The organism is Hahella sp. HN01 (genome assembly GCF_018986435.1).
Taxonomy (GTDB): domain Bacteria; phylum Pseudomonadota; class Gammaproteobacteria; order Pseudomonadales; family Oleiphilaceae; genus Hahella.
In genome coordinates, this window is record NZ_JAHMIN010000019.1 from 73,647 (window position 1) to 99,303 (window position 25,657).

Sequence of the window (25,657 nt, forward strand, 5' to 3'; positions counted from 1 at the left end):
TTATCAGGACACCCATCTTAACCTCATACACTCAAACCGCTTTATATGGACACCCACCCGTTCCGCTCCTTTATCGGCGCTTTTCAATGCGACCGTAATCTCGAAGCTATCAGGACACCCATTATTTTATTCAGACACCCACAACAACGCCCCATCGCATCCACGCCACCGTCTTACCAGGACACCCACTTTAGACTGGCACGGCCCTTGTATCAGATAACGGACAAGGCGGTCGTTTTCCCGGGCGTTGTTCAGTCCGTAGCCAGCGCCTCACCCACGCAGTTTGCATAAGGAAGCGGTCGCATCACTCATCAGATAAAGGAACGTTGGAAAGAGTCATGTCGGATACTACAAACACCTCAACACAACCGCTGGTCATCGTCACCGGTTCGGCTGGCGATATCGGGTCCAGTCTCATTCTTACCTTGACGGGAAAGTATCAGGTTATCGGTATGGATCGTGAAGAAACTCCTCTCGCGGATCACAGCTACACTCTGGACCTGACTTCCCCGGATGACGTCAAGAAAACCTTCGACGCCTTTCGGGAGAAATTTGGCCGTCACATCGCCGCAGTTTTTCATTTGGCCGCGTATTTCGATTTCACCGGGGAAGATTCCCCGCTCTACGAGGAAGTCAACGTGAACGGCGCACGTAATCTCATGGCGGCGTTGCAGAATTTCTACGTGGAGCGCTTCATCTACTCCAGCACCATGCTGGTCCACCGCGCCAGCGAACCTGATGGCGCGCCCATCACCGAGGAGACGCCCCTGGACCCGGATTGGGTGTATCCCGAATACAAAACCAAAGCGGAGATCATCATCAAGGAGAATGCCGGCGCCATGCCCTACAGCATCCTGCGTCTCGCCGGTCTGTATGACGACAAGCAGGCCGCGCCGGTCCTGTCGCAGCAGATCGCGCGTATCTATGAGAAGGATCTGGAAAGCCATTTGTATCCCGGCGACACTGACGCCGGTCAGGCCTATGTGCACCGCCAGGATTTGATGCAGGCGTTTTTGAAGACATTACAACGCCGCCGCGATCTGCCCAAAGAAAACATCATGTTGATTGGCGAAGACCGCGCCGTGAGTTATGGCGAATTGCAGGATCGAATTGGCGAGTTGATTCACGGCAAGGAACACTGGCGCACCCTGCGCGTTCCCAAGCCCGTGGCCAAGGCCGGCGCCTGGGTGGAGGAAAAGGCCGAGCCGATTATTCCCGACAGCATCGATAAAGGTGAGAAGCCTTTCATCAAGCCGTTTATGGTGGATATGTCATCCGATCATTATGAGCTGGATGTCAGCCGCGCCGCCGACCTTCTCGACTGGAAACCGCGGCACGCCCTGTACGATGACTTGGAGAAGCTGATCGCCAACCTGAAGAAAGATCCTCAAGGCTGGTATAAAGCCAACGACGTTACCCTGCCGGAGTCTCTCAAGGCATCTTAATCGTTTAGGCTAAGCGCTTGATTGCGCGTTAAAAATCACTCCCTCGCCGGTCACTCCGGCGAGGTTTTCATTTGTCTGAACGCTCACTAGATATACAACTTTGCTTTCAATACAGACTCTCACCTATCCGCCATTTGGCCGCCTTCCCTTGAAATACAAGCCAATTACACTTGACATCAATCCTATCATGCCTTTTAATTCGACTTGCTTATACTTGCATTTCAGCTCAGGTGTTGCATATGGATACGCAGTCTCAAAAATCTCCCCGCCAACTCGCCGAAGAGGCGATTCAGCGTTATCGCTCTGAATATCTGACCGACCTCGAAAAGTGGTCCGAAGAGGAACCGGTGATGTTAGGCGCTACCCCAGCCGCCAAAGAGCAAAGACGCTACAAGCAGCTGTCCCTGAAAGAGATCAGCCGCCTGATGGATCAATCATCCATGGAGTATCAGCTCAAGCGCATGAAGTCCCGGGGTTGGTGAAGGCGCCGGGGCGTTCGATCGCACGCCAGCGCCTTCCGCTCCCGTTTTCATCCCGTATTTTTCGGGATGGTAATAACGATTTCCTTGCCTTTGTTATTGATCGTCATCCCTGACTCAATCACCGGATCAGACAACGTCATGGATTGAGAAAACTGACTGGCGGACACGGTTTTTCCCGCCAAGCCGCCGGAGCTGGTCTCGCTCTCACTTCTTACCTTGCCGGAGATTTTTAGCGTATCCCCATCCAGGTCCGCGTTCAGCTCCACCTTCTCCCCTTCTGGAACCGTCACCGTGACCTTGTACTCTTTAGCGTTCTCATTCACGTCAATGTTCGGTCCCGGCGATGACAATCCAAAGCCCTGCAGGCTGAAAGTCGAGTTGCCCGGCGCCATATGTTTCATGATCTCATCCATGCGCTTCTGCATTTCCGCAAACTGTCCGCTGGGGTCCCAATTATCCGACCAGGGGTCCCAGTTTTTGGGCCAGGGATCAGGCGCTGCACTCAAGGGGAGATTGACGTTGGGCGTAGTCCGCGCCTCCAGGGCGGCAACTTTCTGATTCAGTTCCCAGGTGTAATAACCCAGGCCCGCTATCGCCGCCAATCCCACACCAGCGGCGACGCCGAGTAATGTCTTTTGGGTTTTGCTTTGCATGTTAATGACCTCCCTAGTTGATCAGAGGCCCTTACGTCTGGGTCGTCATGACGACTTCATGGCGGCGAACAGAGAGGCCGGGCCTCGTCGCCGGAGGCGGACCTCATAAGGCCCGCCCCGGTGCAGTGAAAAATGAGTGGTTAGGCTACAAATGCATAGCCAGGTTACGAGTGAATAGCGATACGTTTCACCTCCTTGGCGTCCGGTTCGCGCCGGGGAATCTCCAGCTTGAGCACGCCGTTTTTGAGTTGCGCATGAATGTCTTCCACATTGGCGTCGTTCGGCAGCGATAACGTGCGCTGAAACGCGCCGTAGCTGCGCTCAATGCGGTAAAACTGTTTGTCCTTACTCTCGCTCGTCTCTTCTTTGTGTCCACGAATCAATAGCTGATCGCCTTTTACCTCTATGGACAAATCCGACTCCGACAAGCCCGGGACATCCAGGGCGATTTCATAGCGCTTTTCATCGCCGGACACGTCGATCAAAGGCCGGTACTCCCGGCTCGCGCCAAGGCGTTCAAGGGGCGACGCCCCGCGCCGGGAAAGCATGGACGGCATACCAAAAGCGCTGAACACATCGTCGAACAGCCGATCCATTTCCTGATGCAAACGCAGCAGCGAGTCCGCGCCGGACGCTGTAGCCGGCGGGTTCACGCCGGCCGCCGCGTCTTGTCGGGATATCGGTAGTTGTTCACGCCGTTCCTGACGTTCATCCTCGTGTTTAAACCAGTTCCAGGGATTGAGTTTGTTCAGTTTCATCTTCCGTTCCTCCACATAAAGTCATGCATCACAGGCAACCAAAAGTACTGACAATGTCTTGCACCGGACTGCTGCGGCGCCGACACAACGGACGCCGGCGCCGCTCCGCCATCAGGCCGCTTCGTTGGCGGCGTCAGGCTTTTTCTCAGACTCTGCGCCGCTTTCATGCTCCAGCAAACGCCCACCATCGTTGATCGCAATCTGCTTGGGCTTCATCGACTCAGGAATGTTCTGTTTCAGCGTAATCGTCAGCAGGCCATTACTGAGCGAGGCGTCTTTCACCTCCACGTACTGAGCCAGATTGAATGAGCGCTCGAATGTCCGTCCCGGGATGCCCTGATACAGATAATTGCGGGAGGCGTCCTGCTCCTTGCGGCCGCGCACGGTCAGTACGTTTTTCTCCACAGTGATATCAAGCTCGCTACGTGCAAAGCCCGCCACGGCCAAGGTGATGGCGTATTGGTTCTCTTGCAACGCTTCGATGTTGTAGGGCGGATAAGCGGGCGAGTCGGTCTCGCCGGTGAGCGCGCGATCAATCAACGACGCCAGTCGTTCAAAGCCGACGCTGTTGCGATAAAGTGGGGTTAAGTCGATTGAGTTCATTGTATATCCTCCGCTTTGAAGCAATATAAACAAAGTCAAAAGACCAAGGGGCTATCCTTGGCGTTTACCAATTTATGGTCGGAACGCAACTTTTCAAGCGTGGATTTTGTGACAATTTGGACAGGTTTTAAGCGACGTCAGAAAGGAGTGCGAGCAGCACAGCGAAGCTATTGCGCCAGCTTGAGATAGTTGTCCGCGATGACTTCATAGCGTCCATTGTCTTTCAACTCCTGCAGCCGCTGATTGAATAAATCACGCAGCTTGGCGGACTTGAAAATGGCGTAACGAGGGGCGCTGTTGAACAAGGGATGAACGGTGTAAGGCGCCTCATAAATTGGGCTGGTTGAATGCAGTTTGTTCAGGTAGTAATGGAAAATGCGCTTATCGAGAATGATCGCGTCGGTACGCTTCAAAAACAGCATCTGCACTTGCGCCTGTTGATCCACAACTTCCTCAATGTGCGGATTCTGCGCCGCCATCTTGGCGTACTCAGGAGGCAGATAAAGGTGGGCGTTCTGGAACACCACCAGGCGTTTATCCTTGAGGTCATCCACTTTGATAATCCCATCCGCCTGGTCGTTCAGCGTCACCACTACATTCTGGTAGTAAACCACAGGATCGGAAAGGTAATAGCCGCCCTCGGAGTAATTGCCCGGAGGCAGATTAAAGGCCCCATCCACGCGCTGGTTTCGTAACTCCGCAAACAGACGCCGGTTCGTGGTGTATATGAAGTTAACCGCATACTCCCGTTCCGACAGCGCCTCGCGAATGATATCCACCACCAGACCGCGGTTTTCCTCGGCAATGACATAGGGAGCGATAGAAGAAGACGTGATCAATTCCAGTTGGCGCGAAAACGGTTGATCAGCGGCGAAGCCGTGACCGGCAAGCAGCAAGAAGCCAAACACGTAAGAAAAGACACAGCGAATCATGAGCAACGCCACATAATCAAATGATCACCGACAACGTTAAATCAATGGACGCCAAGCACTTTCTCCAGTGAATCCTTCCTTATCAATCATAGACGTCCGCCGGGTTAGCGCAAGTCGCTCTCAGGTCCAGCGCCATCGCACTCAACTCTCCCACGCAGAACCGTCATTCCCCCAATATGACCGACTACCGCGCCCACCTAATAAGTACGTTAACTAACGATTATTGGTTCTTAGCCAGTGCGCCTTGAGGCTTCTGCAACTGTGTAGCCATATGGTGAACAGTGGAAGGTCAGCATTGGTTGACATGTTGTCCCAATGTCAGCCAACTCCTTTACTATTAATACCTTATACCGGATTATCTCACGCGTAACCGAGCCGTTCGCTTAAGACTGGTTCGCTCTGGATTTAAACCAATCACGACATGGAGACACAGGCATGAGCGCCGCACTTTTGATTATCGATATGCAAGTTGGATTATGCACGGGCGAGGAAGCCGCGTTCGATGTCGATAACCTGATTGCGCGTATCAATGACCTTGCCGTAAAGGCGCGAAAGGCCAAAGCGCCGGTCATTTTTATGTTGCATGAGGAATCTGCGGGGGCGTTGGTGTATGAAACGGAAGGTTGGCGCTTGAGTCCGGGCCTTACTTCCGCACCTGAAGATATCCACTTGCGTAAAAAGACACCCAACTCTTTTCACCAAACCGATTTGCACGCCCTGCTCCAACAGCACGGCGTAACGCGCCTGGTCATTTGCGGCCAGCAGACCGAACTTTGCCTTGACACCACCGTCCGCCAGGCGTTTCCTTTGGGATACCAGGTCACCCTGGTGAAAGACGGCCACTCCACCTGCGACAACGGCGTCCTTACCGCCCAGCAGATCATTGCGCATCACAATCAATTGTTGCAGTTCATGGGAGGATTCGGCGTGGGAGTTGAGGTGGTCGCAGCATCCGCCGTGGCGTTCCAATAAAACCGCCTTGAGTGAGAGCCATTTTAGGCGTCGCTCTCACTCCTCACAGGCGCTCTCCCCTATCTCCATCAACTGAAAATCATACCCGCCATAGCCTTTGTGGAAAGGACGGAGGTAGTCGATGGGAAACTGGTGCAGCACGCCTTTCATGCACACGGAAATCTGGCTGTCCGATAGCAGATTCGCGAGGCGTGTGGCGACTTCGTCTTGCGCTTCCGAATCGCTGTAGGGATAAATCAGATTGTTGACGTACTGCTGATATTTTTCTGCGCCGACGGACTCGACATCAAAAGCGATGCAGTTTCCTCTCGCACAATTGTAGGTGACAGGGATCGCCTTGAGGGCGACAGCTTCATCGCTTTTAATTTGCCGCAAATAGGGCCCCAGCACACGAAAAACAAGGAGCACCAAAATAACGATTACAACCAGAGATATTGCCGTTTTCTTAATCATATCTACTACTAAAAATCTGTATTTCGCCGGGTTAACGCATTCCCTGCCATGACTCAAATCCAGCAACGCCATCCCCCAAGAGCAGCTTCCCAAGTGCTTGGTTTCAGGCGCAATCGAGTCAGTTTGTTATGTCTGTTCAAGTGGAGTTAACTAAGTAAACTCAGTGGCGAAACAGTAACAGATGCGATCTCTTTCACAATATCGCAAACGGACTACGCCCCGATCAGGGGGCGCAATATTGGCTGAATTTTGTGCGCATCATGGATGATAACGGGAAGCTAAAGAACCTGATGCTTTCGCCACTCCCCCGGTGAGCATCCCACACAGGCCTTGAACGCCCGCGACAACGCCGCCTCGCTCCCATAACCCACTTCCCCCGCAATTAACTTGAGCGGCTCCCCCTGCAGCAAGGCCCGTTGCGCCAGACTAATACGCCAGCGCTGCAGGTAAACGCCCGGCGTGCATCCGACGCGATCGCGAAACAGATTGGCGAATACGCTGCGGGACATGCCGGCATGATCCGCCAGTTGTTCCAATGACCAGTCCTCTCCAGGCTGCTCATGCATGGCCACTAACGCCATTTTTAAGCGCGGGTGCGCCATTCCCGCCAACATACCGACCTGGGTGCGTCCATCTTCCATTAGATACCGCAGCACCTGTATCAGGAGGACTTCAAAGAGACGGTCCAGCACCGCCTGTCGTCCGCAGTTACCGGCGAACGCTTCCTGAAATAGTAAATCCAACACCGGCGCGGCGCCCGGCAATGAAGATAAAGGCAGGCAGATAAATTCCGGCAGCGCCGCGACAACCGGGTTGTTCGCCCCGCCCTCAAAACTCAGGTTGGCGCAGGCGAAATCAGCGCCAACCACTGGATCAGTGACAAAGCGGTGAGGCAAAGGCCGCGGATAGAACAACAGACTCGGCTCAGCCACTTTGGCGACGACTTTCCTGCCATGCCGCACTTCCACCGCCCCCTGGCGCACGAGATGAAGCTGCCCATATTGGTCCTTGCCGTATACGTCTGTAACGCCGCACAAAGGGCCGGTATTGAACACACGGGCATTAATAGAAAAGTGTTCCAGCAACGCCGCCAACCGATCTACCATAAAGATACTCTGGGTTAAGTTATCAGGATTATTTGTGATATATCGTATCATGCATAAGGGTAAAGTTGCTCCTGCTTGTTGGCCAAAACCACTAGCGCCAAAAACATCAAAGCATTAAGGAGAAAACATGAAATCATTTACCCGCCCCCTCAACGCACTGACCCTGGCGTTTTTCACACTGGCTGGCGCCGCGCAGACGTCCGCCGCCGAGACGTCCGTAATCAGGCAAGCCGCCGCAGCGGTATCCCAGACCGCCAATTACATTACCACCCGAGACGGCGTACAGATCTACTACAAAGACTGGGGTCCCAAAGACGCGCCCGTGGTGGTCTTCAGTCATGGCTGGCCGCTGAGTTCGGATAGCTGGGAGTCGCAAATGCTGTTCCTGGCTGACAAAGGGTATCGCGTTGTGGCGCATGACCGTCGCGGCCACGGCCGCTCCAGTCAGCCTTGGGAAGGCAATGATATGGATCATTATGCGGACGACCTCGCCGCCGTGATCGAAACACTGGATTTGAAAGACGTCACTCTGGTGGGATTCTCCACAGGCGGCGGCGAAGTGGCGCGCTACATTGGTCGACACGGAACGCAGCGGGTCAAAAAGGCGGCGCTGATCTCCGCAGTAACGCCTCTGATGCTGAAGACGGACAGCAATCCCATCGGTTTGCCGCTGCAAGTGTTTGACGATATCCGCAACGCGTCTCTCAAAGATCGCTCCCAGCTCTATCTGGATATCGCATCGGGCCCATTCTTTGGCTTCAACCGTCCCGGCGTTCAAACGTCTCAAGGGATGATTCAGTCATTCTGGGCCCAGGGCATGCAAGGCGGACACAAGAACACCTACGATTCAATCGCCGCGTTCTCCGCCACAGATTTCCGCGATGACCTGAAGAAGTTCGACATCCCCACGCTGATCGTGCACGGCGACGACGACCAGATCGTCCCCATCGACGCCTCCGCCCGCGCCGCGGTGAAACTGATCAAAAACGCCAAACTCATTGAATATCCAGACGCGCCCCATGGCATTACAGACACTCATAAAGATCGGCTGAATCAGGATTTGCTGGCCTTTGTGAAACAATAGATAAACGTCATATGCCGCCCTGCCGGCTATCAGGGCGGCTTACCTATCGAGGAGATTTGCAATAGAAGATGACTTCTCCATATACGGACGCCAGCTTTTGATGACTTTCGATTAAATCTCTTCCTCGGTGATGGAGATTTCCGAATTGGCGATAGTGATTTTCTTTATCGAGAACTCCGCGTCGAAATCATCAATCTGAAAGTAACCGTTCAATTCGGGAATCAAAGCCGTAATTTTTTCCAGCTTCCAATAAACGTAATCAACATCTCGCGACCTGATGTCGTAGCCATAAAAGGCATAGCACATCCACCCTTTAGGCCTTGGATTAAGCACCCATCCAAAGGAATACTTTTCGACCTTAGTAGGCTCAATAGGAATATCTTCTAAATCAGGTAGTCGCTCAACAAGATCCCTTATCAGAACAACATCCTCCTCCGTGCACTCCAACCACCCTTTCACAGATAACGACCGACTCATATTCCCTCAACTTCTCTCAACGCCATTAAAAACAGCCAATATACACGCAAAATCTCCTGGTACCTTCAATTCCGACAGCTTCATTTCCGCTTCAAATTCGTCTTTTTCTTCCCCTGACATTGCTGCAGGGTCAGCAAAAAGCTCGCACACGCGTAAAGCGTCCTCTAGACCGTATGCGCAATAATGTCATCCACCCATTCCCACGGAATCAAAGACTCAAACTCCGCATAAGAAGACGCTCTTTCCAGCTCGTGCATCAATTTTTCGTCGATATCCGTTCGAGCTACTCTGGCAATGCCTCTCAACGCCTCCATGCGAACGAAAAGGTCTTCCGTTTTATCTCGCAGCAGGTCGTTGAGCGTGAGAAGGACTGCTGGGTCTTTTGTCCCTACGTAATACCCTACCCAGTTGATGAGCGCCGCCGCTCGGACGTCGTCGTTTTCATCTTTACTCATCAAAGAGATCAGCTCATTTTTGAAGTCCGGTATGCTCCAGCAGGTTCCGAGCACCATGATGGCGGCGCGCTGGAGATCCGGCTCCGGGTGTTGCAGAAAGCGCCTGACATCTTCCATCAACTCGTGACGGTTGGTTTTGCCGATATCAATTAATGCATCATAAATGTCGTCAATATCTTCAGAGGCAAGTTTTTCTTTGAGGCTGGCGATATTCACCCTACAGTCCTGTCGATATTTCATATTTTTTCTGATTGGTCGGCTCTTGGCCACCTCTCTTCTATTGCAAAAACGCCACAAAAGTTTCACCAAATATTCTACAAACACCGCGACGCCGACTTCTAGAATTAACGGGGTTAGCGGTAGACCTTTTGTGTAAGTAATACCTCGGAATCAGCAGGCGTCTCTCGCCGCCTTGCTAAAAGGGAAGTCCAGGAGTGACAGGGTTCAAGCTAACCTGGAATCACCTCCGCATAAATGCTGAAGACTGAACTAACACCTCTTGGGGGCGGCCCAGCCCCCATTTTTAATCTCTCAACACTCGCCATCAAAAACAGCAGGATTTTACAATTCAGCTATTCTGACATGCGTTAGTATTCCGGTATTCGAGTTCGAGAATCTATACGCGAGCGGTGGTTATGGACCTGGAAAACCCTTATCAAAAACCAACATCTGATATTGCCGTGGATCTCCAGACGTCCCCTTCCCGACTTCGCCGAAATGCGTGGCTGGCGTATATCGCCCTGTACTTGCTGTTGTTGATTCTGGGCGTCGTTAAAATTCTCAAGACAGGCCAGTTGTCGCCCATTCAAATCCCGCTCATTCTGGCGGATGTGATCGCCCTTATCGCCGCCTGCCATTATGCGTTCAACGCGCCGCCATCCCAGGTATGGCGTTATGTATACGCGGTCTGTCTGGTTTTTCTGTGCGTCAAACTGGCGTGGTTTTGTTATCTCATCTGGGAAATCGCCGGCATCATGTTTCTGACTGGACGCCTCGAAATGGTCCTGCAAACCGTCTATATGGGGGCGTCGGTAATATTCACCGCGCCCATGCTGTTTGTGCTTTATATCCGGGGATTCACAGACCGGCCTAAGTGAAGAAAGCGACAAGCATCATCCTTATTGATCATAGAGCTTGATTGCGCCAAAGCCTATCAGCCGCAGCAGAAGATTGACAACCTCTGCGTCCAGCCGGGCCGACCGGACGCAAACCTGTTTTTATACCGACAGCAACACCGCTCCAACCGTCTGCCCGCTTTGTAGCAATGCATGGGCTTGGGCGGCCTGCTCCAAGGGAATTGTATCCGCGATATCTACGGTCAACCCATTCGCCAGTTGTTCCATGACCGCATTGCCGCTGATCCGGTAGTGGCGTAAATCCATCATATGCAGCAACACGCTGGGACGGGTGAATTGAACCGCACGCGCCATGGCTTCCATCGGCAGGCTCTGCAACATGCCGGAGGGTTGCCCAATGTTGGCGACCGTACCAAAGGCCCCCACGCTCGCCAGACTTTGCATCAACGTGTCCGCGCCAACGCCATCGATGACGTAGTCTACGCCAGCGCCGTCAGTCAGCCGCTTCACTGCTTCAGCAAAGTCCTGCTCGCGATAAAGAATGACATCTTCGTAGCCTTTGCGGCGGGCGATTTCCGCCTTTTCCGCATTGCCAACGGTCCCGATCAATCTCACGCCCAGCTTGCTCGCCCACTGTCCCAATACCTGCCCCAGTCCGCCGGCGGCGGCGTGAACCAGCATCGAATCACCCGCCGCGACAGGTCTGACCCGGTTCAACAGCATGTGGGCGGTCATTCCCCGCAATAATGCAGAGGCCGCCGCTTCATCAGAGACCGAGTCGGGAACCGGTAATAATCTCTCCGCCGCCACATTTCGATGACTGGCGTAGCTTCCTAACGGAAAGCCGGCATAGGCGACGCGCTGACCAATACTCAGGCCAGTGACGCCGTCTCCCAACGCCTCAACCACGCCCACTGCCTCAACACCCAATACGCGGGGGTCCTCGGCGATGGGATAAAGTCCGCAACGGAAATAGATATCCACGAAGTTCACTCCCACCATACGGTGGCGAAGGCGGACTTCTCCCGGGGCCGGAGGCGATAGTTGAAAGGTCGCCGGCTGCAATACGGACGGCTCGCCAATTTGGGACATTTCTATACGGATAGGCGTACTCATTCTGAACTCCTTAATGCTCTTACTGTGGTGGGTGTCCTGTTAGCTCCTTGTTAGCTACGTAAACTTTAACTGCGGCATGCTTTGTAGAAAATTCCCCAAAACCACACAGCATTTGTGCATAATTGCACAATGAAATCGATTAACTGGGATGACATCCGCTATTTCCTGGCGCTGGCGGAGGCGGGCGGCCTGTCCGCCGCTGCGCGCACGCTTTCTGTCGAGCACAGCACCGTTGCGCGTCGGGTGGATATGTTGGAGCGGGAATTGGAAGTGAAGCTGTTTGATCGTCTGCCGCGACGCTGGCGTCTCACTGAAGACGGTCAAAACTTATTGGAGCCTGCGCGGCGGATGGCGTCCCAGGCGCAAAGCTTTACTCGCATCGCAGACGGCATGTCCGGGCTATCGGGCAGCGTGCGCATTTCAACACCGCCATTGCTGGCCAGCCTGATACTGGCGCCGCATTTGGGTGAGCTACGTAAACAGTTGCCGCACATCGAACTGGAACTGGTGGGCGATCTGCAAAACGCCGACCTTCATGAGCGCGAGGCGGATATCGCCTTGCGTATGCGCCGCCCAGAGGAGCCAGATTTGGCGGCGCGCCCCTTGGCCAAGTTACAGTATGGCCTTTATGGCGGCCACGACTATCTGGCGACGCGCTCCCAGGAACAATGGGAGTACGTCGGCTACGAACGCAGCATGCAATTCGCTCCGCAGCAACAATGGCTGGATACACTGCCCCACTCGCCGCTGGTTTTCCGCTCCAATGATCTGAACGTGCTCGCCAGCGCGATTGTCGGCGGCGTAGGCGTTGGCGTCTTACCCTGTTTCATGGAGCGCTTTTATCCTCAGTTACAACCCATTCAAGAACCAGCCTGTCCGATTGTGCGAGAACTGTGGCTGGTCATCCACCCGGACCTGCGACGATCGCCACGGGTGCGCAAGGTAGCGGACGCTCTGATCGCCTTATTTGAGACCGGTGTCATATAAGGCTCACCTGCTTCTCGCCGCGCTTTATCTTTACCGTCGGCCGTTCTATATTCGCTATCAGGACGTTGAGCTGTTGTTGATGCAGTTATTTCATGCCGCAGCGAACCACTCACACGCCACAAGGAGGCTCACAAATGGTAACCCAAGCCGACATCACCGCTCCGGAAAAGGTGATCAAATCTTCTACTTCCACAATCCAACGAGGCGTCGCAAAAGCCGACGGCAAGTTGTGGATGACCGCCGAAACCCTGCACTTCGCTCCCTATAACGAAGACTTCGGACTCGGCCCCTACAACATCCCCCTCACCGATATCGCCAAGGTAGAAAAACACAGCATTCCCCCATTATTGCCCGAGGGCTTTAAGGTCACACTGATGAACGACCACACCTACCAGTTCATCGTGGCCAATTCAGAAACCTGGATCGAATTGGTCGAGAAATACCGGGACGCGCTCGGCGCTAACGTGATCGAATAAACAGACAAGGCTGGCTTGAGTTCGTCTGAGAAGAGTCAGCCTATCGGTGCGCAACAACCTGAAAAATCAGGACGCAGAATAAGGCCCTCTCAGGCCTATGAGATTACCAAACGGGTCCGTCACCTGACACATGCCCAACCCGTTTTCAATCTGCATAGGCCCACGATAAACAGTCGATCCCAAGACCAAAAGCCGCTCAATCTCATCCGCCAAATTCGCAACGGACCAGTACAACACCGTCCCCGCTTTTCCAGCAGGCACTTTTGCATCCGCCCAAACAATCTCAATATGAAAACCTTCAACATCAAGATACCGAAACCCGTCCACACAACGCTCCTGCGCAGCCGGAAAAACCTTCTTGTACCAGGCCAAACCTGCTTCGATATCGTTGACGTGTATGAGAATGGCGGTGGGCGTGATCATGGTGTTGGGTCATTAGCCAAGGTGGGTTTGGCAATATTCATGTTTAAGGAAAAGAAACTCAAGGCCTCTGAAAAACCTCTCGTGAGCGTTCCACTTCCGCCCTGACGGCGCACTCTTCCGCGTGATCGTTGATCAGTCCCATGGCCTGCATGAATGCAAATACAGTGGTTGGGCCGACGAACTTCCAGCCCATTTTTTTGAGTGCTTTCGACAGGGCGACGGATTCTGGGGAGGTTGAGGCGGTCTGTGGTTTTTGGCGTTGGTCGTGGGCGGGTTCAAAGCGCCAGATGAACGTCGCCAACGAGCCTTCTTTCTCCACCAGCGCCTGGGCGCATTTGGCGTTGTTGATGACGGCTTCGATTTTGCCTCGGTGGCGCACGATGCCTTCATCTTTGAGTAATCGATTAACGTCCTCTTCCGTGAACGCGGCTACTTTATTGAAGTCAAAGTGATGGAAGGCGGCGCGAAAGTTTTCCCGCTTGGCGAGAATCAATCTCCAACTGAGACCGGACTGAAAACTCTCCAAGCAGAGCTTCTCGAATAGACGAAAATCATCTCTCACCGGAAAGCCCCATTCATTGTCGTGGTACGCATGAAAATCCGGCGTCTGGCTCCAGCTGCAACGGGGTTTGCTCTCTGCACTTTCTATCGTGACGGACATTAATCTTTATCCTTGTTGTGTAGGTCTGAAAATAGAGGCAAGTCGTCTCAATTCATCAAAAACTGCAGACGCGCATCGGTATTGGAAGGCGCTACTTCAATGATCTCCGCGGCGACAATATCCTCAGCCACAAACGGATCTGCATTGACTCTCTCCTGCAGCTCCGCCAGAGAGGTATTGTGCGCTAATATGCCGCCCCCGGAGCTGGGCTGAAGGCTTCCAACCAGAAGAAAGACGCCATCGTCGAAGCCTTGATTGATCCAGTCTTTGTGACCTGACAGGTACTGGCCAGCCTGGCTTTTATTGTTTGAGAATTTCAGCAGCACGATAAACATCAGTTATCTTTCTCCTGTTAGTTCCGGTGCGGAAGCAGATTCAGAGGAACTCATGTTTTCCTCGCATCGCTTCAACCAGTCGAGCATCTGATTAACTTCGTTTTTAATGAACTTCTCGTCTTTGAACGCATTCGCCAGAGTGGCGACGCCCTGGCTGAAAGCCAGCACATGCATGGCCAACTGATCCGCGTCCGCCTCGCGACCCAGCAATACAAACTGCTTGCGCAACCATGTTCGGAAGAGCGTGAGTAAAGCGTTGGCGTCTACCAGGGAACCGTGGTTCAGCTTCGCCAGCTCTGAGCACAGCGTACCGACTGGACAGCCGTAGCGTTTAATGTCCTTCTTATTCATGACCAGAATCTGAATGAAGCTTTGGATGCGTTCTCGCGGATGTTTACCTTCCGCCTCCCACTGGTCCAGCATCTTTTGCGTCTTGGCCAGACGCAGCCGAATCACGGCGTCCAGGATTTCATCCTTGGTTTTGAAATGGTGGTAAAAGTTGCCTCGCGAAATACTGATAGCGCCGGCGATGTGCGAGAAAGAAGTGTGCTCAAAACCTTGCTGATAGAACAGCTGATCGGCTGTTTCCACTATCAGCTCGCGCGTAGTGAGATTGCTCATTGTCTTGATGACCGCCAAACAGAATAACGTGAACAGCGGCGGCGATTTGACCGACCCACACTTATTGAAAAATGCAGTCTATCAAGTCACGCCACAATTTAGGACACGCGTCCTAGCATCAAAAATAGGACGAGCATCCTAATATGTCAACCAGTTTGTACAGCCTACCAGTAGCTTCCCCCCTCACGGAGTCAGCTCGAAATCACCAAGCGGATAGGGCTCGCCATTAATAAGGACATCGATGTGGTGACGCCCAGGGTAATGGCGGCGTGTCTTCAATTCCGCGAAAGACACTATGGCGTTAAGGGTAGTTTTTTCGTTCGGTTGCAGGGTAAGAGTACGCAGTTTGAAGACCTTTGGCCGGGTTCCGCCGTTAGCTTTTACAAAGTGCACGGCATAATCGATCAGTAAGCGCTGCGCCTCGGGTGCGGTGCTTTTAATTTCAAAAGACAGACGCACGGCCTCCCCCAGCGAGACGCGCTGAGGCGTGATGGATATGTCGTCTATGTTCACCGAAGGATTCTCGGTTCCGCCCAGAATGCAGATTGCGTCCTTATTACCGGCCTTGACCAATGAACGCAGAGCATGGCGAATAATCCAGGTGCGGCCTTCAGACGCATCTACAGCCCAGCGCCGGCAGGTCTCAATGGTCAGCATGGGATGGTCTTTAGCAATGTCGTTCAAATTGTTCGCTACGGAGCGGCGCACATAAAGTATGGGATCGTCTTTTAACCGCTCCAGTATGTCCAGGACAGGACGCGGATCTTGCTGATACGCGTGTAAGCGCGGCGCCCATGGCAGACGCGGGCGGACGCCCTCAGAAGCAAGTCGGCGCAAGTGTGCATTTTCGTGGCCTGTCCATGCAAGCATCTGGGCATAGGTGCGCTCAGGATACTTCACCAGAAAGGCGCGGATGCTGAATTCGGCGGTAAACCTTTTGGTCAGCTCCTCCTGTACCCGAATGGAGGCCTCGTAATCATCAAGGCCGTATTTCTGGACAAAAGCAAGATGCGGCATGTAGCGAAGCTGAATTAGACCAATTTCACCGGTTGCGGGTAACTCCGGGCCAAGCGCCGCTTCGATGACTGCCGCCGCTTCAGAAAATGGCTTAGGCAGATACTTGTGCAGGGCCTCCGCAATATGTGCGGCCCGGCCAGTGAGCTCCAACTTGTCCAAACCGTCCATTGAATGCGCGACAAAGGCTGTTGCATCAAACGGAGTATGGGCGCGGTGTAGCTCCGCAGCAATCTCGCTCACTAGCGTCAGATTAAATACGTCTTTGATAGCTGTTCCCATGCTTATTGATGCCCACCAATTGACGCCGCTTTTCGATACATAACCAGTTACTCGTCAGTATTATTGATACTGTATTTTTATACATGCATTTATATGTTCAGTCCATTAAGTTTTAGAGAGACTGGTTAACGGAGGCATATACAAGCGGTATTGTCGGGTAACACCCTGAAGAGGATAACCGGCTGCGCGCATGTCTGCCGAAGGGCTTGCGGCCCTAGGCTCTGAGATAGGGAAAACTGCCTGCAGACTCGCTGCTTTCTACTCCCCGATTCGCTAACGCCAACAACTCGCCTTCAACATGACTGATGGTCTCGCCAAAGTTCCGCAGGACATTACCTAGAGAATGAGCGTCAAGCCCTTTGATTGGGACACGGAAACATAACAAAAGACGGGAGCGGCCGCTATCCATGGCGAAAGTTGTGCCAGCCAGGGAGTGGTCATTAAAGTTCATAACCAAAAGCTCGGTCAGCCGTTCTGCATTCCCCAGGAACGACTCGGCGGACGCCACCGGCGACCAGAGCGACAACTCCTGCTCGTCATTGCTCAGGCCGAAAGACAGTTCATGATCATCCAATAACAGGTGACATTGATTGCTTGCATCCAACGCCAGGCAGGTCAGCCCCCACTGGTTGTTAAGCTCCATTAACCACTGCGAGAAAACGTCTCTTTGCGTGCTCATTTGAACGCTCCTTTCCATCCATCGTTATTGCAGATTTATTGAAATCATTGCTGACAGATTAGCGATGGCGCGCGCAGTTACATACTGGCCGACAGATCTATTTCTCTACCCGGCGACGTCTTTGTATCTAACCCGAGATTGAAGCTAAACAAGGGCCGGAAAGACGTAAAAAAAACGGCATCTGAAATTTTTTTTAACTTTTTTGCATCCAAATCCCAAAGCGGCGTCGTCTTTACCTACGAGATCGAAATACAGGGTCTTCAGGCCCGACCACATACACACAATTTTAAAAGGACAGACCCATGAAAAAGTTCGCCGCACTGACCGCTCTTCTGATCGCCGCTGGTTTCACTTCTATCGCCAATGCTGAAGGGCAAGCGGATCGGGGTGATTACTGCGACAACGACAAACCTGGTTACAACGTTAAAGCCTCCGCCAGCGCGGGTTCCTATAACTACGGCGCTTCTAATGGTTATGGCGATGGATACGGGAATACCGGCGGCTTTGTCAAAACGTCCACCGTCGCCAGCGCGCCCACCACCGTGGTCACCAAAGTTTCTACATCGGTTGGCGAAGTATTCGCGAATGCTCAGGGCATGACGCTGTACACCTTCACTAAAGACAGCAGCGGCGTGTCAGCCTGTTACGACGGCTGCGCGGATAGCTGGCCTCCATTTTTGGCGAAACAGGACGCGAAAACATGGGGCGAGTTCAGCGTAGTCGCTCGCAAAGACGGCACGTATCAGTGGGCGTACAAAAACCAGCCGCTGTATCTGTGGGTGGGCGATCGCAAGCAAGGCGACGCAACTGGCCATGGCGTTGGCGATGTGTGGTTCGCCGCTAAGCCATAAAGATAGAACGCAAACAACAGAGACTGGACGCAAGCTGCGCCCTTCTCTCCTCGCTAGCGCTGGCGTTGAAGTAGCCGCCAGCGCTTAGACCCAACTTAACCGACGGACGCTTAAACGAACCTAATCGGAACCGCGCGTCCAAGAAAACACTTTCCCAGCTGTAACTTTTTTCCTTCGGTGTCGTAAAGGTGATGACGGCCGTCAACACCCGACATCAATCAATGATCTTGATTTAAACAGCACGATTTAAACAACACTAAAGGGTAAATGTATGAACCTGTCGAAAACATGTTTGGCGACCGCCGTTTCCCTCTCCCTACTGGGAGGAGCGCTGAATGCGCGGGCGGACATCGTCATTGGCAACGACCTCAATTCCATCGAAGGCGCAAACGCCGCCATCAACCAACTCTATTCCGCCAACCGCGGCTCCAATGGCGGCGGCGACCAAAGCCTTCAATTTGGCGATCAGATTTACGGCACGGACGGTAACGACATTCTGATCGGCGGTCTGGGTATTGATGTGCTCTTCGGCAATGACGGCGATGACATCATCATCGGCGGCACCGAGGACTTCAACAGCTTTAACCGCGACCGCGCCTTCGGCGGCAAGGGCAATGACATTTTCGTCTGGACGCCGGGCGACGGTAATGACTTCTTCGACGGCGGCGAAGGCCAGGACATTCTGGTTATCGGCCTGATTGGCGAGTCCCAAGATAATGAAGGCAATACGGACCTGGCCCCTTTCTTTAACGTTAGTCCTCCCGGCACGCCAGGAAGCCAGGATTTCGACGGCATTTTTATCAATCCCAGCGTAGGCCTTCCAGAACTGAGGATTGAACAAACTCCCGGCTTTTGCCGAATTCTGGATAAGTCCACTGAGGGCATGAGCGAACTGAACCTCGATCATCTGGTTCAGTTTATCCTGACAGGCCCCGCCAATAATTTCGACGAGGCCATCGCAGCCGATCCCAATATCGATCCAGATACGTTGGATACAGGCTTGAGAATCTCGGTTCATTTGAAAAATACAGAGTTTGTTGTGTGCCCTTCGCGGTCCGGCGACGAAATAGAAGTCTATGACATCTCCCAGTCTCCTCCCGTCAGAGTCACGCTGGACGACTTGCCGCCCACGGCCGCCACAGCTCCTACCAGCTTACGTTAAACGCGTTACTTCCACTGAACCGAGAATCGACCAAGGAATACAGTATGAACCACTCAAAGCATGCGCTGAGCAGCGCGATCATTTTGTCTATCATGATGACAGCGGCCGGCTGTTCCAGCTCTGGCGACGGCGGCAAAGGGCCTGACAACAACGACGGCCAGAACGGCGGCGATATCAATCAGAAGAACTTCACAGTCATCCAGGGAACGGACCTGAACACCAAGAGTTCCGCACTGTTGTCGTTCAATCCCGGCGGACCGGGAGGCTCCTCTAACCAGAGCCAGCGCGCAGGGGACGTCCTGCAGGCGGAAGACGGCGTTGACTCGATTCTGATAGGCGGATTGGGCGTGGACGTCATGCTCGGCGCCTCGGGTGACGACATTCTTATCGGCGGTACAGAAGACTTCAATTCCAGCGTCGACGGCGACAACAAAGGCGCCGACAACCGCGACAGAGCCTTCGGCAATGGCGGCGACGACCTCTTCATCTGGACGCCAGGGGACGGCAGCGACTTCTTCGATGGCGGCGATGGCGTGGATGTCCTGGTATTGGGCGTCATTGGCGAGCAGCGGGACAACAACGGCGCAACAGAAGGCGCTCCGTTCTTCAACGTGAGCCCGCCCGGACGCGAAGGCAGTCAGGATTTCGACGGCATCTTTCTGGACCAGAACAATCAACCCGTGGTCAAAGTATCCACCTCACCGGGATTCTGCACTGTCGTCGATAAAGGCGAACATACTGCGGAGCTGGAACTGTTGAATCTCGACCACATTGTGCGATTCACCTTACGCGGCGTCGCAGAAGACTTTGAAGCCGGCGTACGCACCGACGACGATGGACTGCGCATCGCGATCAGCGCGAAGAATGTCGAGTATCTGGTGTGCGCCCCCAAAGTGACCATCGATGGCGCAGCCACCGACAATATCGAGGTTTTGGACCTGACGACCACGCCCCCCAGACTCGCTCTGCTGTCTGAGTTGCCTGAGCACATCGCGCAGATGATTCAATAATCTTTCAGGCTGTAATTCAGGAGCCGCCCTGCTTTCTTTGGAAGGCGGGGCGAATCCGTTCTACGCCTTAGCTTAATTCTGAGCGTCTATGGCGATGCATCGTCAAACACGCTCTCTTCATCCCCCCCCAAAAAATAATTAAAGAAATAAAAAATATTTTGCATCCAAACACCGCGTCGGCGTCGTCTTAATCAATGAGATCACAACAACGCCGTTCAACTTACAGATTAAAAGGACATTCTCATGAAGAACTTCGCCGCACTGACCGCCTTGATGGTTGCTTTCACTGGTTTCATTTCCGCCGCGCACGCTGAAGGAAAAGCGGATCGTTATTGCGATGACGACTATGCAAAGAAAACCTATAGCAGCGCCGCCTACACAAGCGCCAGCAACCAGGGCGACTATGTCAAAACGGCTGCTAACGACAGCGCCAATCGCGTCGTCACCAAAGTCTCCACCTCTGTCGGCCAAGTGTTCGCGAACGCCCAGGGCATGACGCTGTATACCTTCACGAAAGACAGCAACGGCGCCTCCGTTTGTTATGACGCCTGCGCAGACAGCTGGCCTCGGTTCCTGGCGCAACAGAACGCCATAACCTGGGGCGAGTTTACCGTGATCGCTCGCAACGACGGGACTTATCAATGGGCTTACAAGAATCAACCGTTGTACCTGTGGGTGGGCGACCGTCAACAGGGTGACGCCACTGGCCACGGCGTCGGCAATGTGTGGTACGTCGCTCAACCGTAACCGCCTTTTTAAGCGCCCTCTTCTCCTCTCTGCGCCGGCGTGACATGAACGCCCGCAGAGAGTCGCAGAATAAATAACCGCTCCCAGAAATATACGGACGAAAAAGTTTTCCGCCGCTGTAACTTTTTCTCTCTGGGTGTCGTAGATGGATGAGGGCCGCTCGTTTTTCTAATGGAGATGGCGACGTTTTTATCTGAGCGCACTTCAACTTGCGCTGCATTCAGACTCACCTGATCACGTCGTCCAAGTGACTCAACAATAAGGACGCCCCGCATTCCGCATGGGTCGGGGCGAGTTTTTTAGTGCCATGGAAAACACTTTCGACCCGGACGAACTGGAAAATCTGTTGGCGCGTATTGCGCTTAAAGATCAAAAGGCGCTGGAGCAGCTTTATAAACGCGTCGCGCCGAAGCTCAATGGAGTAGCCATGATAATTTTACGAGACACGGATTTAGCAAATGATGTTCTGCAGGAAGCTTTTTTGCAGATCTGGCATAAGGCGGACGAATATCGCCGCAGCCTTAGCGAACCCATGACCTGGATGACGTCGCTGTTGCGCTATCGCGCCCTGGATAAGCTGAAAGCGGAAAACCGGGAGCAGACGCGCCGGGAGCGCCATGATGAGATCGAGCAACTGCTTGAGCAGAACCTCGTCGACTCTCCCCTGCGCGACGTGCTGAACTCAAACGAAAAATGCCGCATCCACCGCTGCCTGAGATCGCTGGATGTGTTGAACCGCAACGCCATCCTCATGGCTTATTACTACGGCTACAGCCGCGAAGACATCGCCGTGCATATTGAAAAACCCGTTAACACCGTCAAAGTCTGGCTGAAGCGGGGTCTTGGGAGGTTAGCGCAATGCCTCGGCCATTAAGATACAAAAATCCAGAGCTTCTGGACCGTCTGGCGTCAAACTACGTCATCGGCGCACTGCGAGGCAAAGCGCGCAAACGCTTCGAAGCCATCATGCGCCAAGACGAGACCGTCGCCAAACGGGTGCGTCAGTGGGAAGAAAAGTTTCAGCCGCTGCATGAGAAGACGGCGCCTTTAGCGCCCAAAACGGCGACCTGGAAAGCCATATCCGCCAGTATCAACGATGCGCCCAGTCAGTTGATGGAGAAGCTATTACGCAAACTGAGCTTCTACAAATACCTCTCCGCCGCCGCTCTGTCTTTGGCGCTGTGCATCGCGCTCTACCCTGCTCTGTCCGGTTCCGAACAGATCAGTCCCGAACTGGCGACGCTTGCGCCCAGCGTTAACTATGTCGCGGTGATGGAGAATACAGATGAGCAGGCTGTTATGGTGGTGACCGTCGACAAAGCGGCTCGCCAGTTGTCCCTGAACATCGTGGAAAAGCCCGTCATCGCCCAGAATGCGACGCTACAACTGTGGGCCGTTTCAAGGGATGACAATACCGTCAGTAGTTTGGGAGCCATTGAACTGAAGGGGCAAACGCAAAGAAGTCTGTCACAGCAAGAATGGGAGTTAATTCAAAGCGCGGAGCATTTGCTCGTTTCCATAGAAAAACCCGGCGGCTCAGCGACTGGCGCCCCCAGCGCACAACTGCTGGCCAAAGGGTTATGCGTGAAAGTGGCGGGTTGGCGAAGCTAACTGCTCCCGCCGTTTTTGGTCGGCTCTTACTTAGCACTTTTTAAACAAGAGAACTCAACGATCAACTTTAGCGCCACAGACCACACAACAGTGATTAGCCAGGGAACAGGCCTCACACATCTTCCACGCATTATTTCGATAATGAAGGCTACCTTCCGGCTGCTGCGCATCCCATATCTGCTTGCAAACAGGACAAGCGCTGAACGACCTCACCCGCATTTTGTTCTTGCACGCATCACTGCAGTACAACGGTTCTAACGCTTTCGGCATTATGTTTTATTCCTTGGTGGAAACCATTCAAGAAAGGGGAATTCTAGACATTTGCCGGGCGCTTATACAGGCACGCCCCTATCGTCTGTCGCCTGAGTCAATAAATGAACTCAGCGCCCAGAATCGAACCCAGTTCCTAAAACCGAATAAAGTACATATTAGGTTAACCCCACTGTCACCAATCGCAGCTATTCTTTTTTGGCTGGTATATACCAGATAAACCCAAAAACTAGGAGAGATTATGCTTAACTGGAAGAGTTGCGCGGCGGGCGTTGGCCTGTTGGCGATGACGTCTTTGGCTGTGGCGGATAATAAAGTTCTCTTGATCGGGATTGACGGTCTGCAACTGGAGCAGGTTCAACGCTTGAACACGCCCAACTTTGACCGGCTCAACATCACCAAGGCCTACACTGGCGGTATTCAGGGCGCCGCGTCGGAGCAACCGACGATCAGCGGGCCGGGTTGGGCGACCATATTGACCGGAGTGTGGCTGTCCAAGCACGGGGTCAATTCCAATGACGCGGGCCTGGCCAATCCTGAGTTTCCTGGCTTATTCAAACGGGTCAAGGACGCCAAGCCTGACGCTTATGTGGCCAGCATCGCCAACTGGGCGCCCATCAACACCAATTTCTTCGCCAATGAGGTCGCCAATATTGATGAGGTGGTCAGCGGCGTCAATGATGAAGAAGTGGTCAATCGCGCGCTGCAAACCCTCTCCCAGACGCCTGCTGACTTTGTGTTCCTCCACCTGGACGATCCCGATCATGCAGGACACGCCAGTTGCTTCGGCAGCGCCTACGATAAAGCCGTTCAGGACTCTGACCGCCGCCTGGGACAGCTTCTGGATAAAGTGGCCAGCCTGCAAAATCAGAACGCCGATAACTGGCTGGTGTTAGTGACCACGGATCACGGTCGCACGCCGATTGTGGGTTGCGGCCATGGCAATCAGACTGAGCCGGAAAAAACCATCTTTATCGGGTCCAATCAGCCGATGAACGCGGAGTTCTCGCAACAGGTGACGGACATTCCCAACACGCAGTTCAATTCGCTCTACGGCTATCCGTCGCAAGCCTCTATCGCTCCCACCGTGTTACGTCATATTGGTGTGACCATTGACGCTTCCTGGCGCCTGGACGGCTTGCCGTTGATCGGCGATCTGGGGGTGCGCAAACTGATGGAGGACGGCTCCACCACCCAGCGTTTCACCTGGTATACCGATGAGCAGAAACCGGCGAATATCTACCGTAACGGCGAGTTAGTGGATCAGGTTTATTCAATGGATCGCGGCTGGTCTGATCCAGATATGACCGCCGCCGGCGTCACGGACTATGTGGTGGAGATCAACAGTACGCCATTGGCGCTGCGCCTGAATAATTTCCAGATCGACGCCGCATTGAGCAAAGACGCCTTCAAGGCCTATTTCTTCCGTAATGATCAACAGTATGTGCGTTATGACAAGGTGCTGGACAAGTCAGACGGCGGCTACCCCAAAGCCATTAATAACCAGACCTGGCCGGGCATGGAAGCATATCGGGATTTGATCACCGCCAGCTTTCAGAAAGACGCCGGAACCAGCTACTACTTCCTCAAAAACGGTCAATACATCAATTACGACAACATCGGCGACAAGGTAAGAAGCGGTTACCCTAAGCCCATCAACAACGCCACCTGGCCCGGCCTGGAGCCCTACAAAGACCAGATAGAAGCCGCCCTGCGCTGGCACAACCAGAAAGTGTACTTCTTCCTGAGCAACGGCGATTACATTCGTTACGACATCAACAGCGACGCCGTGGACAGCGGCTACCCTAAACCGATCAACGACAACACCTGGCCGGGACTGGGCAGCTACGCCAAGGAAATCACCGCCGCCGTAAAATGGAGCGACAGCCGCGGCTACATCTTCCTGACCGGCCAACGCTACCTGCGCTACAACATCAGCCAGGACAAAGTGGACGACGGCTATCCCAAGCCGGTGAATAGCTCCACCTGGCCTGGGTTGTTGAATCCGTAATTAAGCGTTATTTCGTCGGGGGCATGCAGGAAGAGCAGTACCTGCCGCCCCCGATGATTATCTATCCAGAAGCTATCCGTTCAGAAGCCATCTATTCAGAAACTATCCACCCTGGCGCTGCATTTGTTGCAGAGCGGCCTTGTTTAGGTCAATACAGACGGAGCGTCAGCAAGGTTCAGCCCATGCGCTTTTCGCACGGGCAATTGCCCTTGGCATTGCTATATATATTCGTATTTTCTGCCTATAAATGATTCAGTATCTGACCAAGCCATGTATTCTTGATTTAGATTTGAAAATTCTCGAAAGAGCTTGCCGAGCCTATTTATAGCTGCTGGTTCTGCTTCGATACAAAATTCGACTATTTCTCGGTATGGTAAATCTCTGTTGTTGCTAAATCGAATTTGAAGCGCCGAGCTACTACGTGAATCAGTAGTAAAAGCTCTAAGCCTGAAATAGTACGCAAAATTATCTTCGGGCTTCTCAGAGCCAATTTCATATAAGAAAACGTCACTGCTGTGCCGGGGAAAATTTTCTAACCCGCCAGCAATTTCTTTTAATGAATCCGCTTTGTCATAATATTCGAAGCACGTTGAAACACTACCATTGGATACGTTCCAAACAAGCTGCACATGGTAAGGCTCTTCATACGGGATTCGTTCAATTCTTATGTAATTGCTCATAACTCTCAAGGTGTATAACGCCGAGCACAGCGGTCACTTACTGCTGAGTGTTAGAGGCGAACTAGCCAACCAACTCAGCTCCAGGATTACTTCTTACAATTTCTTCGCCATGCCGAGGTATATCATGCCCCGCCAGCCATTGGTAATGTTCAATACCGAGAAGGTCAGCAAATTTATAAGCAGGCACCTCGCTCCCGATGTGTTTTTTGCACTGGGTGATTGAGC

Annotated in this window: 31 protein-coding genes; 14 read left to right on the forward strand and 17 right to left on the reverse strand. The window is 53.2% G+C overall.

Annotated elements, in window-relative coordinates:
* Positions 1-338: 338 nt before the first annotated feature.
* Complete coding sequence (locus KP814_RS18505) at positions 339-1,445, forward strand: NAD(P)-dependent oxidoreductase (RefSeq protein WP_216738144.1); 1,107 nt, start codon at positions 339-341, stop codon at positions 1,443-1,445.
* Between the two features lie 239 nt (positions 1,446-1,684).
* Positions 1,685-1,927: a hypothetical protein gene (locus KP814_RS18510; protein WP_216738145.1), complete on the forward strand. Its 243-nt coding sequence runs from the start codon at positions 1,685-1,687 to the stop codon at positions 1,925-1,927.
* A gap of 47 nt (positions 1,928-1,974) precedes the next feature.
* On the opposite strand, the gene KP814_RS18515 is transcribed toward KP814_RS18510, so the two are convergent.
* The 4 genes from KP814_RS18515 to KP814_RS18530 all read right to left on the reverse strand — a co-directional run bounded on the left by KP814_RS18515 (position 1,975) and on the right by KP814_RS18530 (position 4,873).
* On the reverse strand, positions 1,975-2,580 hold the full coding sequence (locus tag KP814_RS18515) for an Hsp20/alpha crystallin family protein (RefSeq protein WP_216738146.1): 606 nt from the start codon (positions 2,578-2,580) through the stop codon (positions 1,975-1,977).
* A 164-nt stretch (positions 2,581-2,744) separates the two neighbouring features.
* Positions 2,745-3,338 carry an Hsp20/alpha crystallin family protein gene (locus KP814_RS18520; protein ID WP_216738147.1) on the reverse strand — a complete coding sequence of 198 codons (594 nt, stop codon included), beginning with the start codon at positions 3,336-3,338 and terminating at the stop codon, positions 2,745-2,747.
* Positions 3,339-3,449: 111 nt separating this feature from the next.
* Positions 3,450-3,941, reverse strand: a complete 492-nt coding sequence (locus KP814_RS18525) for an Hsp20 family protein (RefSeq protein WP_216738148.1) — start codon at positions 3,939-3,941, stop codon at positions 3,450-3,452.
* 167 nt (positions 3,942-4,108) lie between these two features.
* Positions 4,109-4,873, reverse strand: coding sequence for an ABC transporter substrate-binding protein (locus KP814_RS18530; protein WP_216738149.1), 765 nt, complete (start codon positions 4,871-4,873; stop codon positions 4,109-4,111).
* A gap of 435 nt (positions 4,874-5,308) precedes the next feature.
* Here KP814_RS18530 and KP814_RS18535 point away from each other — a divergent pair, with 435 nt between their 5' ends.
* Positions 5,309-5,845 (forward strand): cysteine hydrolase family protein, encoded by a 537-nt coding sequence (locus KP814_RS18535; protein ID WP_216738150.1) that lies wholly within the window; start codon positions 5,309-5,311, stop codon positions 5,843-5,845.
* Between the two features lie 36 nt (positions 5,846-5,881).
* Here KP814_RS18535 and KP814_RS18540 read toward each other — a convergent pair whose 3' ends face one another.
* Both KP814_RS18540 and KP814_RS18545 read right to left on the reverse strand, forming a co-directional pair.
* A complete protein-coding gene (locus tag KP814_RS18540; RefSeq protein ID WP_127970730.1) occupies positions 5,882-6,298 on the reverse strand; it encodes a hypothetical protein in 417 nt (138 codons plus the stop codon).
* Positions 6,299-6,576: 278 nt separating this feature from the next.
* A complete protein-coding gene (locus tag KP814_RS18545; RefSeq protein ID WP_216738151.1) occupies positions 6,577-7,404 on the reverse strand; it encodes an AraC family transcriptional regulator in 828 nt (275 codons plus the stop codon).
* Between the two features lie 127 nt (positions 7,405-7,531).
* Here KP814_RS18545 and KP814_RS18550 point away from each other — a divergent pair, with 127 nt between their 5' ends.
* Entirely contained in the window at positions 7,532-8,488 is a 957-nt protein-coding gene (locus tag KP814_RS18550) for an alpha/beta fold hydrolase (RefSeq protein WP_253938470.1), read from the forward strand.
* A gap of 111 nt (positions 8,489-8,599) precedes the next feature.
* Here KP814_RS18550 and KP814_RS18555 read toward each other — a convergent pair whose 3' ends face one another.
* The 3 genes from KP814_RS18555 to KP814_RS18565 are packed head-to-tail and all read right to left on the reverse strand — an operon-like array spanning position 8,600 to position 9,660.
* Entirely contained in the window at positions 8,600-8,965 is a 366-nt protein-coding gene (locus tag KP814_RS18555; RefSeq protein WP_216738152.1) for a hypothetical protein, read from the reverse strand.
* A 6-nt stretch (positions 8,966-8,971) separates the two neighbouring features.
* A complete protein-coding gene (locus tag KP814_RS18560) occupies positions 8,972-9,115 on the reverse strand; it encodes a hypothetical protein (protein WP_216738153.1) in 144 nt (47 codons plus the stop codon).
* Between the two features lie 14 nt (positions 9,116-9,129).
* Positions 9,130-9,660: a HEAT repeat domain-containing protein gene (locus KP814_RS18565; RefSeq protein ID WP_216738154.1), complete on the reverse strand. Its 531-nt coding sequence runs from the start codon at positions 9,658-9,660 to the stop codon at positions 9,130-9,132.
* Between the two features lie 395 nt (positions 9,661-10,055).
* On the opposite strand from KP814_RS18565, the gene KP814_RS18570 reads away from it, so the two are divergent.
* A complete protein-coding gene (locus tag KP814_RS18570; RefSeq protein WP_216738155.1) occupies positions 10,056-10,517 on the forward strand; it encodes a hypothetical protein in 462 nt (153 codons plus the stop codon).
* Positions 10,518-10,637: 120 nt separating this feature from the next.
* Here KP814_RS18570 and KP814_RS18575 read toward each other — a convergent pair whose 3' ends face one another.
* Positions 10,638-11,612, reverse strand: a complete 975-nt coding sequence (locus KP814_RS18575; protein WP_216738156.1) for a quinone oxidoreductase — start codon at positions 11,610-11,612, stop codon at positions 10,638-10,640.
* Between the two features lie 129 nt (positions 11,613-11,741).
* On the opposite strand from KP814_RS18575, the gene KP814_RS18580 reads away from it, so the two are divergent.
* Both KP814_RS18580 and KP814_RS18585 read left to right on the forward strand, forming a co-directional pair.
* Positions 11,742-12,599, forward strand: a complete 858-nt coding sequence (locus tag KP814_RS18580; RefSeq protein WP_216738157.1) for a LysR family transcriptional regulator — start codon at positions 11,742-11,744, stop codon at positions 12,597-12,599.
* Positions 12,600-12,733: 134 nt separating this feature from the next.
* Complete coding sequence (locus tag KP814_RS18585; RefSeq protein WP_216738158.1) at positions 12,734-13,075, forward strand: hypothetical protein; 342 nt, start codon at positions 12,734-12,736, stop codon at positions 13,073-13,075.
* 66 nt (positions 13,076-13,141) lie between these two features.
* Here KP814_RS18585 and KP814_RS18590 read toward each other — a convergent pair whose 3' ends face one another.
* From KP814_RS18590 to KP814_RS18615, 6 genes are all read right to left on the reverse strand, one after another.
* A complete protein-coding gene (locus KP814_RS18590) occupies positions 13,142-13,498 on the reverse strand; it encodes a VOC family protein (protein WP_216738159.1) in 357 nt (118 codons plus the stop codon).
* 58 nt (positions 13,499-13,556) lie between these two features.
* On the reverse strand, positions 13,557-14,159 hold the full coding sequence (locus KP814_RS18595) for a DNA-3-methyladenine glycosylase I (RefSeq protein WP_216738160.1): 603 nt from the start codon (positions 14,157-14,159) through the stop codon (positions 13,557-13,559).
* A 47-nt stretch (positions 14,160-14,206) separates the two neighbouring features.
* Positions 14,207-14,494 carry a YciI family protein gene (locus KP814_RS18600; RefSeq protein ID WP_216738161.1) on the reverse strand — a complete coding sequence of 96 codons (288 nt, stop codon included), beginning with the start codon at positions 14,492-14,494 and terminating at the stop codon, positions 14,207-14,209.
* A 3-nt stretch (positions 14,495-14,497) separates the two neighbouring features.
* Positions 14,498-15,115: a TetR/AcrR family transcriptional regulator gene (locus KP814_RS18605; RefSeq protein ID WP_216738162.1), complete on the reverse strand. Its 618-nt coding sequence runs from the start codon at positions 15,113-15,115 to the stop codon at positions 14,498-14,500.
* A gap of 183 nt (positions 15,116-15,298) precedes the next feature.
* Positions 15,299-16,411 carry a DNA alkylation repair protein gene (locus tag KP814_RS18610; protein ID WP_216738163.1) on the reverse strand — a complete coding sequence of 371 codons (1,113 nt, stop codon included), beginning with the start codon at positions 16,409-16,411 and terminating at the stop codon, positions 15,299-15,301.
* 214 nt (positions 16,412-16,625) lie between these two features.
* Complete coding sequence (locus KP814_RS18615; RefSeq protein WP_216738164.1) at positions 16,626-17,090, reverse strand: CesT family type III secretion system chaperone; 465 nt, start codon at positions 17,088-17,090, stop codon at positions 16,626-16,628.
* Between the two features lie 302 nt (positions 17,091-17,392).
* On the opposite strand from KP814_RS18615, the gene KP814_RS18620 reads away from it, so the two are divergent.
* The 7 genes from KP814_RS18620 to KP814_RS18650 all read left to right on the forward strand — a co-directional run bounded on the left by KP814_RS18620 (position 17,393) and on the right by KP814_RS18650 (position 24,752).
* Positions 17,393-17,941 (forward strand): hypothetical protein, encoded by a 549-nt coding sequence (locus KP814_RS18620; protein ID WP_216738165.1) that lies wholly within the window; start codon positions 17,393-17,395, stop codon positions 17,939-17,941.
* Positions 17,942-18,212: 271 nt separating this feature from the next.
* Positions 18,213-19,103, forward strand: coding sequence for a calcium-binding protein (locus KP814_RS18625; RefSeq protein ID WP_216738166.1), 891 nt, complete (start codon positions 18,213-18,215; stop codon positions 19,101-19,103).
* A 44-nt stretch (positions 19,104-19,147) separates the two neighbouring features.
* Positions 19,148-20,113 (forward strand): hypothetical protein, encoded by a 966-nt coding sequence (locus tag KP814_RS18630; RefSeq protein ID WP_216738167.1) that lies wholly within the window; start codon positions 19,148-19,150, stop codon positions 20,111-20,113.
* Positions 20,114-20,356: 243 nt separating this feature from the next.
* Positions 20,357-20,860, forward strand: coding sequence for a hypothetical protein (locus tag KP814_RS18635; RefSeq protein ID WP_216738168.1), 504 nt, complete (start codon positions 20,357-20,359; stop codon positions 20,858-20,860).
* A gap of 307 nt (positions 20,861-21,167) precedes the next feature.
* The gene (locus tag KP814_RS18640; protein ID WP_253938471.1) at positions 21,168-21,734 is read left to right on the forward strand and encodes a sigma-70 family RNA polymerase sigma factor; all 567 of its coding nucleotides are present in this window, start codon (positions 21,168-21,170) and stop codon (positions 21,732-21,734) included.
* A complete protein-coding gene (locus KP814_RS18645) occupies positions 21,719-22,471 on the forward strand; it encodes an anti-sigma factor domain-containing protein (RefSeq protein WP_216738170.1) in 753 nt (250 codons plus the stop codon). Before KP814_RS18640 ends, KP814_RS18645 begins: the two co-directional genes overlap by 16 nt.
* Positions 22,472-22,982: 511 nt before the next feature.
* On the forward strand, positions 22,983-24,752 hold the full coding sequence (locus KP814_RS18650) for a hemopexin repeat-containing protein (RefSeq protein ID WP_216738171.1): 1,770 nt from the start codon (positions 22,983-22,985) through the stop codon (positions 24,750-24,752).
* A gap of 218 nt (positions 24,753-24,970) precedes the next feature.
* On the opposite strand, the gene KP814_RS18655 is transcribed toward KP814_RS18650, so the two are convergent.
* Entirely contained in the window at positions 24,971-25,432 is a 462-nt protein-coding gene (locus KP814_RS18655; RefSeq protein ID WP_216738172.1) for a hypothetical protein, read from the reverse strand.
* Between the last annotated feature and the right edge of the window lie 225 nt (positions 25,433-25,657).

What these genes read in the sequence shown, in the direction of transcription:
- KP814_RS18600 (WP_216738161.1), bottom strand. Translation starts at nt 14,494, where the DNA reads ATGTTTATCGTGCTGCTGAAATTCTCAAACAATAAAAGCCAGGCTGGC.
- KP814_RS18545 (WP_216738151.1), bottom strand. Translation starts at nt 7,404, where the DNA reads ATGGTAGATCGGTTGGCGGCGTTGCTGGAACACTTTTCTATTAATGCC.
- KP814_RS18595 (WP_216738160.1), bottom strand. Translation starts at nt 14,159, where the DNA reads ATGTCCGTCACGATAGAAAGTGCAGAGAGCAAACCCCGTTGCAGCTGG.
- KP814_RS18580 (WP_216738157.1), top strand. Translation starts at nt 11,742, where the DNA reads ATGAAATCGATTAACTGGGATGACATCCGCTATTTCCTGGCGCTGGCG.
- KP814_RS18525 (WP_216738148.1), bottom strand. Translation starts at nt 3,941, where the DNA reads ATGAACTCAATCGACTTAACCCCACTTTATCGCAACAGCGTCGGCTTT.
- KP814_RS18530 (WP_216738149.1), bottom strand. Translation starts at nt 4,873, where the DNA reads ATGATTCGCTGTGTCTTTTCTTACGTGTTTGGCTTCTTGCTGCTTGCC.
- KP814_RS18655 (WP_216738172.1), bottom strand. Translation starts at nt 25,432, where the DNA reads ATGAGCAATTACATAAGAATTGAACGAATCCCGTATGAAGAGCCTTAC.
- KP814_RS18510 (WP_216738145.1), top strand. Translation starts at nt 1,685, where the DNA reads ATGGATACGCAGTCTCAAAAATCTCCCCGCCAACTCGCCGAAGAGGCG.
- KP814_RS18535 (WP_216738150.1), top strand. Translation starts at nt 5,309, where the DNA reads ATGAGCGCCGCACTTTTGATTATCGATATGCAAGTTGGATTATGCACG.
- KP814_RS18635 (WP_216738168.1), top strand. Translation starts at nt 20,357, where the DNA reads ATGAAGAACTTCGCCGCACTGACCGCCTTGATGGTTGCTTTCACTGGT.
- KP814_RS18570 (WP_216738155.1), top strand. Translation starts at nt 10,056, where the DNA reads ATGGACCTGGAAAACCCTTATCAAAAACCAACATCTGATATTGCCGTG.
- KP814_RS18520 (WP_216738147.1), bottom strand. Translation starts at nt 3,338, where the DNA reads ATGAAACTGAACAAACTCAATCCCTGGAACTGGTTTAAACACGAGGAT.
- KP814_RS18645 (WP_216738170.1), top strand. Translation starts at nt 21,719, where the DNA reads ATGCCTCGGCCATTAAGATACAAAAATCCAGAGCTTCTGGACCGTCTG.
- KP814_RS18550 (WP_253938470.1), top strand. Translation starts at nt 7,532, where the DNA reads ATGAAATCATTTACCCGCCCCCTCAACGCACTGACCCTGGCGTTTTTC.
- KP814_RS18555 (WP_216738152.1), bottom strand. Translation starts at nt 8,965, where the DNA reads ATGAGTCGGTCGTTATCTGTGAAAGGGTGGTTGGAGTGCACGGAGGAG.
- KP814_RS18540 (WP_127970730.1), bottom strand. Translation starts at nt 6,298, where the DNA reads ATGATTAAGAAAACGGCAATATCTCTGGTTGTAATCGTTATTTTGGTG.
- KP814_RS18640 (WP_253938471.1), top strand. Translation starts at nt 21,168, where the DNA reads ATGGAAAACACTTTCGACCCGGACGAACTGGAAAATCTGTTGGCGCGT.
- KP814_RS18605 (WP_216738162.1), bottom strand. Translation starts at nt 15,115, where the DNA reads ATGAGCAATCTCACTACGCGCGAGCTGATAGTGGAAACAGCCGATCAG.
- KP814_RS18565 (WP_216738154.1), bottom strand. Translation starts at nt 9,660, where the DNA reads ATGAAATATCGACAGGACTGTAGGGTGAATATCGCCAGCCTCAAAGAA.
- KP814_RS18650 (WP_216738171.1), top strand. Translation starts at nt 22,983, where the DNA reads ATGCTTAACTGGAAGAGTTGCGCGGCGGGCGTTGGCCTGTTGGCGATG.
- KP814_RS18625 (WP_216738166.1), top strand. Translation starts at nt 18,213, where the DNA reads ATGAACCTGTCGAAAACATGTTTGGCGACCGCCGTTTCCCTCTCCCTA.
- KP814_RS18585 (WP_216738158.1), top strand. Translation starts at nt 12,734, where the DNA reads ATGGTAACCCAAGCCGACATCACCGCTCCGGAAAAGGTGATCAAATCT.
- KP814_RS18505 (WP_216738144.1), top strand. Translation starts at nt 339, where the DNA reads ATGTCGGATACTACAAACACCTCAACACAACCGCTGGTCATCGTCACC.
- KP814_RS18515 (WP_216738146.1), bottom strand. Translation starts at nt 2,580, where the DNA reads ATGCAAAGCAAAACCCAAAAGACATTACTCGGCGTCGCCGCTGGTGTG.
- KP814_RS18575 (WP_216738156.1), bottom strand. Translation starts at nt 11,612, where the DNA reads ATGAGTACGCCTATCCGTATAGAAATGTCCCAAATTGGCGAGCCGTCC.
- KP814_RS18620 (WP_216738165.1), top strand. Translation starts at nt 17,393, where the DNA reads ATGAAAAAGTTCGCCGCACTGACCGCTCTTCTGATCGCCGCTGGTTTC.
- KP814_RS18615 (WP_216738164.1), bottom strand. Translation starts at nt 17,090, where the DNA reads ATGAGCACGCAAAGAGACGTTTTCTCGCAGTGGTTAATGGAGCTTAAC.
- KP814_RS18590 (WP_216738159.1), bottom strand. Translation starts at nt 13,498, where the DNA reads ATGATCACGCCCACCGCCATTCTCATACACGTCAACGATATCGAAGCA.
- KP814_RS18630 (WP_216738167.1), top strand. Translation starts at nt 19,148, where the DNA reads ATGAACCACTCAAAGCATGCGCTGAGCAGCGCGATCATTTTGTCTATC.
- KP814_RS18610 (WP_216738163.1), bottom strand. Translation starts at nt 16,411, where the DNA reads ATGGGAACAGCTATCAAAGACGTATTTAATCTGACGCTAGTGAGCGAG.